At 72.4% G+C, this 6,436-nt stretch carries 4 protein-coding genes; 3 read left to right on the top strand and 1 reads right to left on the bottom strand.

Going from position 1 to position 6,436, the window contains the following annotated elements; genetic code table 11:
- Both IH13_RS0127835 and IH13_RS0127825 read left to right on the top strand, forming a co-directional pair.
- Nucleotides 1-1,329 (top strand): outer membrane protein assembly factor BamB family protein (locus IH13_RS0127835; RefSeq protein WP_031088728.1); only part of this gene is annotated, 1,329 nt, incomplete at its 5' end.
- Nucleotides 1,330-1,912: 583 nt separating this feature from the next.
- Nucleotides 1,913-3,874: an acyl-CoA dehydrogenase family protein gene (locus IH13_RS0127825; RefSeq protein WP_031088727.1), complete on the top strand. Its 1,962-nt coding sequence runs from the start codon at nt 1,913-1,915 to the stop codon at nt 3,872-3,874.
- A gap of 118 nt (nt 3,875-3,992) precedes the next feature.
- Here IH13_RS0127825 and IH13_RS0127820 read toward each other — a convergent pair whose 3' ends face one another.
- A complete protein-coding gene (locus IH13_RS0127820; protein WP_031088726.1) occupies nt 3,993-5,753 on the bottom strand; it encodes a BCCT family transporter in 1,761 nt (586 codons plus the stop codon).
- Between the two features lie 349 nt (nt 5,754-6,102).
- Between IH13_RS0127820 and IH13_RS0127815 the strand changes: the two genes are divergently transcribed.
- Nucleotides 6,103-6,436, top strand: a 334-nt coding sequence (locus IH13_RS0127815; RefSeq protein WP_031088725.1) for a hypothetical protein, incomplete at its 3' end; no start/stop codon positions are given.

Genomic DNA, 6,436 nt, shown 5'->3' with positions numbered 1-6,436 from the left:
ACCGACACCCAAGGCACCGACGGTGCCCCCGCCGGCGGCCGTCTGCGCCGCCGGTGGCGCCCCGTGCTCGCGGCCGCGGTCGCGGTGGCGGCGATCGGCGGGGGAGCCGCCGCACTGAACTCGGGCGGCCTCGGGAGGAACACCGAGGCCGGCAAGAAGGACAGCGTCACGGCGCCGGGTGCCGCACTTCCCGACGGCTTCGAGCCGTGGCGTACGACGGTCCAGGACGGTCCTGAGGACACCACCGACGAGTTGCGCTGCGTCACGCGCGGCGAGGACCTGTTCTGCGGGGGCGGCGGTGTCGTCGCGACCCGCATCAGGGCTCTGGACGGTTCACCGGTGTGGACGGCGAGCAGTCCGGGCGTACCCGTCCAGGGCATGCATCTGGTGGGCGCCACCGACGACACGGTGCTCGGTTACCGCTTCGCCGACGAGGACGCCCCGCAGGGCCCTCCCCGCGAGGTCGTCGCCCTGGACGCGGACACCGGCCGGGAGCTGTGGTCCGTGCCGTCCGGTGCCCAGTCGACGGCCGTGACCGGACGGACTCAGGACGCCGTCGTGGTCGGTTCGTCCGTCGTGACGGTCGACGCTTCCAACACGTACTTCGAGACCCGGGACGCGCACAGCGGTGAGGTCGCCTGGACGGCGTCGTTCCCCGCGGGCACGCAGTGCGCTCCCGTCCCGGTGGGCTCACAGCTCCTGGCGATGTGCGCGACGGACGAGGAGCTGGACGCCACAGAGGTGAGCCACCCCGTCCTGTACACGGTCGACAGCGACTCGGGGACCTTGGACGGCCCCATCGCGGTCGACGGTCCCGCCGTGCCGGTGGGCGTCGCCGACGGCGAACTCGTACTCCTTCAGGAACACAGGGAGGGAACGGCGTCGGTCGGCTACGACGGGGTGGCGCGGGTCGACCCGGCCTCGCGGAAGGTCACGTACTCCCGGCTGGCCAGGACGTACGAGGGGACGCCCGGAATGACGGGCGGCACCGTCTACATGAGCGGCCAGACCGGCCTCGTCACCGCGCTCGACCCCGCGACCGGCCGGAAGAAGTGGTCGCGGCAGACCGCAGTGGAGGGCGGGTCGGGCCCCGCCGCAGGGGCCGACGCGCTCTACTTCAGCTCGGCCACCGGCCGGGTGGTGGCGCTGTCGCCGGACGACGGCGAGCTCCTGTGGTCGACGGACCCGCAGGCTGACGGTTTGACGGGCGAACAGGGGGCGAGCCCGCGCGTGACCGTGGCGGGGCGTGCGCTGATCGTGGCCGCGGCCGAGAACACCATCTTCGCCTTCGACGCCCGGAACCCGCCGAAGACGGGCCAGTCGGGCTGACGGGGCGTCAGGAGGTGGGGTCGGCGCGCGGGTCGACGGGCCCATCTGCTCCGTGTTCCCGGCCGCGGCGGCGTACGGATCCGGGCCGGGGAAGGGAAGGAGGAAGGCGGAGGGGAAAACGAAAGTGCCCTCCGGCCCGGGACGCTTGGACTCGCCCGGGGCTGCTGTCGTCTCGCAGGGGAAGGCGCCTTCTGCGTGCACGCTACCGGGGGCGCGTTCCGGGCTCGCCGTCACTTCTGATGAGTTCAGCCGTCCGGCGACCGCGTAGTCGGTGCGTCCGCATCTGCCGGCACGCGCCGATCCCTGGGGCCTGACACCCTTCCTCCCCTCGAACTACGCCGGGACGGCCATGTCCGGCCAGGGCACCATGGTCGGCACGGCCAGGACCCCGACCGTGGTCAGGGGGTCCAGGAGCATCCCCCCGTGTCACCTCCGCGGTGCCGGCCACGGCCCGTACCCGGCCGGCCCGCAGGTGCGTCCGGCGCGTCCGCGGACGCGCCGGGCGGGCCGCGCGCTTCCCCCGTACGGCTCTGCCTGCCCCGGCCGACCGCTTGATCGTCCTCGCGCGGGGTAGCGAACTGGCATGGCCACTGACAACGCATCCACTGCCGCGAGCGGTTACGCGCAGCCCGAGGTCGACGTCCGGGCGCTCGCCGCGGTGCTCGACGGCGAGTACGCCGAGGTCCGCGACCTCGTCCGGACCAACCTGGTGACGTACGCCTCCGTCCTCGAGGAGGCTGACGAGCTCGGCGTCGACGCGTTTCGCGAGCGGGTGCGTGAGCTCGTGGTCGAGATGGCCGCGACGGGCCAGACCGGCATGGGCTTCCCCGGCAGGTACGGCGGGGGCGGCGACGTCGGGGCCTCGATCGCCGCGTTCGAGACGCTTGCCTTCGGTGACCTGTCGGTGCTGGTGAAGGTCGGTGTGCAGTTCGGTCTCTTCGGCGGGGCGATCCTGCATCTGGGCACCGAACGCCACCACGACGCCTATCTGCCGGACCTGGTCACCGGGAAGCTGATGGGATGCTTCGCGATGACGGAGACCGGGCACGGCTCGAACGTCCAGGCGCTCGGCACCCGCGCGGTGTACGACGACGCCCGCCGCGAGTTCGTCATCACCACGCACGGCGAGCAGGCGCGCAAGGACTACATCGGCAACGCCGCCCGCCACGGCGAGCTGGCGGTCGTCTTCGCCCAGCTGGAGGTGGGCGGGAAGTCCGAGGGCGTGCACGCGTTCGTCGTACCGATCCGGGCCGGCGGCGAGGCGGCGCCCGGTGTCCACATCGAGGACGACGGCCGCAAGATGGGCCTCAACGGCGTGGACAACGGCCGCATCCGGTTCGACGGTGTGCGCGTGCCGCGCGAGGCGCTGCTCAACCGGTTCGCCGACGTCACCGCCGAAGGCGTCTACGAGAGCCCGATCGAGAACCCCGACCGACGCTTCTTCACCATGCTCGGCACCCTCGTGCAGGGCCGGGTCAGCGTCGGCGGGGCCGGGGTCGGCGTCGCCAAGGTCGCCCTGACGATCGCCACGAAGTACGCCGTGCGGCGCCGGCAGTTCGAGGCCTCGTCGGGCGAGGAGGAGCAGCTGCTCCTCGACTACGGCCTGCACCGGCGTCGTCTGCTGCCACTCCTCGCGCGTACCTACGCGTTGCACTTCGCGCAGGACGTCGTGCGCGGGCAACTGCACGACGTCTTCTCCGGCATCGAGGACGACGCGCAGGCGCGACGCCGGCTGGAGGCACGGGCCGCCGGTACCAAGGCGCTCGGTACCTGGCACGCCACCCGGGTCGTCCAGGAGTGCCGAGAGGCGTGCGGCGGCGCCGGCTACCTCAGCGTCAACCGGTTCGCCGCCCTCAAGGCCGACAGCGACATCTTCACCACCTTCGAGGGCGACAACCACGTCCTGCTGCAACTCGTGGCCAAGGGCCTTCTGACCCACTACGCGGACGAGTTCGAGAACCTCGACCAGCTCGGCATGGTCCGCCACGTCACCGGCCTCGCCGTCGAGACGGTCATGGAGAAGACGTCGGCCCACAAGCTGCTCGAACGGGTGCGTGACCTGCTGCCCGGCGGCGACGAGTGGGACCGGGAAGCCGGCCTGCTCGACCCGGAGTACCAGCTCGCCATGCTCCGCTACCGCGAGGAGCACATGCTCGCCGGCGTGGCCCGCCGCCTCAAGCGGGGTGTCGACCAGGAGCGGGACCCCGGCGCCGTCTTCTCGCAGGTGCAGGACCACGTCATCGCGGTCGCCCACGCCCACGTCGAGCGGCTGGTGCTGGAGGCGTTCGTCGAGAAGCTGCGGGCGCTGCCCGAGGGCGGCAACAAGGTCGCGCTGGGGCTGCTGTGCGACCTGTTCGCCCTGTCGACGATCGAGGCGGACCGGGCCTGGTTCATGGAGCACGGCCGGCTGACCGTCCCGCGCTCCAAGGCGATCAGCCGTGAGGTGAACGACCTCTGCCGCAAGGTCCGCCCCCTCGCGGTCGACCTCGTCGACGCCTGGGGCATCCCGCCCGAGATGCTGCGGGCGCCGGATCTGGTGGGCTGACCCGGGGCGGAGGCCGGCCCCGCGCGGGGCCGGCCGGCGGGCAGGCGGCCATGCGCGCGTGCCCGTGTACCCGCCGTACGGACGGCACCGGACCCGGTCCGACCGAAGGCCGTGGCCCCTACCGCTCGCCGTTCTCGTCCTGCTCCCCGCTCTCCTCCCGCTCCCCGTCCTTGCGCTGCGCCCGGCTCTGCGCCACACGGCGAAGGCGGGGGTGCGCCGACTGCGCGGGAGGGGCCCCTTCGGACATGGTCTCGCCGATCATCTTCCGGATGGCGTCCCGCAGCCCGTGCAGGGCGTTGCCGCGCGGCGGCCCGGCGCTCGGGTCCTCGCGGAGCTCACGGACCGTGGCCCAGCACAGCCCGAGCATGACGACGACGAACGGGAGGGCGACGAGGATGGTCGCGGACTGGAGGGACTCCAGACCGCCCGCGACGAGCAGGGCGGCGGCGACGGCGGCCATCAGGATGCCCCAGGTGACGTTGAGCCAGGCACGCGGATGGAGGGCACCACGGCTGGTGAGGGAGCCCATCACCAGGGAGGCGGAGTCGGCACTGGTGATGAAGTACAGCATGATCAGGACCATGGCGAACCACGAGGTGACGGCCGGCAGCGGCAGGGCGTCGAGCATGGCGAAGAGGGTCGCCTCGGTGCCCTGGGACTCCTTCTGGGCCATGTCGACCACGCCGGTCTCGTCGAGGCGGATGCCGGTTCCCCCCAGGACGCAGAACCAGACGGCGGAGGCGCCGGAGGGAACCAGCAGCACCGTGAGGAGGAACTCCCGGATGGTGCGGCCCTTGGAGATGCGGGCGATGAACGTCCCGACGAAGGGAGCCCAGGACAGCCACCACGCCCAGTAGAAGATCGTCCACTCACCGAGCCACCCCCCGTCCGTGAAGGCGCCGGTGCGGCTCGCCATGGGGATGAGCTGGTTCAGGTAGCCGCCCACGCTCGACGGCATCACGTCGAGGAGGTAGACGGTGGGGCCCACGACGAAGATGAAGACCATCAGCACGGCGGCCATCACCAGGTTCATGGAACTGAGCCACTTCACCCCGCCGTGGAGGCCGGTGAAGGCCGACGCCACGAACGCCGCGCCGAGGGAGACGATGATGATCAGCTGGAGCCCGGTGGTGTTGGCGATCCCCGAGGTCAGATGGAGTCCGGTGGCGATCTGGAGTGCTCCCACGCCGAGGCTCGTCGCGGTACCGAAGACGGTGGCGAACACGGCGAGGAGGTCGAGCGCACGCCCCACGACCCCGTCGGCCAGCCGTTCACCGATCAGCGGGACGAAGACGGCACTGAGCCGGTTGCCCCGTCCCAGGCGGAACGTCGTGTAGGCGAGCGAGAGACCGACGACCCCGTAGATGGCCCACGGCGTCAGCGTCCAGTGGAAGAAGGAGTACTCCAGGGCCGTGCCCGCGGCCTCCGGGGTGCCGGGCCGCACACCCGTGGAGGGCGGCGGCACCAGGTAGTGGGTGATGGGCTCGCCCACACCGTAGAAGATCAGGCCGATGCCCATGCCCGCGGCGAACATCATCGACACCCAGGCGAAGTCCGTGAACTCCGGTTCCACGTCGTCGCCACGCCCGAGGCGGATCCGGCCGAAGCGGCTGAACGCGATGACGACGCACAGGACGAGGAAGACGTCCGCCGCGACGACGAAGAGCCAGGCGAAGTTCTTCATCACCCAGGGCAGGGCGCTGTCCGAGAAGTGCTGGAAGGACGTCCCTCCCAGGCTCGCCCACAGCACCACGGCGACGATCCCGGCCACACCGATGGCGACGACCGGGCCGTCCGGCCGGGACTCGCCGCCGGAGGCACCGGGCGGGTGCGGACCGGGACTTCCGGGAGGTGGTTCGGCGGTTTCGGTGGTGCTCATAGCGCCCCACTATGATTCACCCGCCGGGCGCACCGCCGGTTACCACGCCGCACCACCGTGTAATCGGCCCGAGCCGCACCGGGGCCGGAGGCCGGGCACACCCGCCCCGCCACCCTGCCGCCCCGCCCCCCTGCTGCCCTGCCGCCCCGCGATGTGTATAAGAGACAGGAACGAGTGATCTTCCGCCGGAAGACCGCGCGGCCCGCCTGCCCGCGTGGTCGTGTGGGGGAGCGCACCGGCCCGGCAGGAGGGGCGGGCGCCCCCGGGGCGAAGCGCCTTCCGGGCCCGCTTACGGGCCGGCGGCTCGCCCCGCGGCCCCACAGCCTCACAGAACAGGACGCAAGGGCGGATGTACGCAAGGACGACGACCCCCTCGGCACAGGTCGGTGACGCCGTGCTGATGGCGATGGCACCCCTGGAGCACGCGGCGCAGATGCACATCTGCGCCGCTCTCGTCCTGGAAGGCGAGGCGCCCGGAGTGGCCGCGGTCGCCGACCACATCGGCCGGCGTCTGCACCGGGTCCCCGGGCTCCGGCACCGCTACGTCGAACGCGGCGGCCGTCCCGGCTGGCGGGGGCAGGAGGTGCGGGCCGGTGACCACGTCGCCCCGCTGCACCTGACCGGCCCGGACGGGGAGGCCGGGCCGGACGCCCTGATGCGGGAGGTGTGCCGGCGGCCGCCGG

The sequence above is a fragment of the Streptomyces sp. NRRL WC-3549 genome (assembly GCF_000721935.1).
GTDB lineage: Bacteria > Actinomycetota > Actinomycetes > Streptomycetales > Streptomycetaceae > Streptomyces.
The sequence above is the reverse complement of the archived record's forward strand: the minus strand, read 5'-3'. Positions and strand labels throughout refer to the sequence as shown.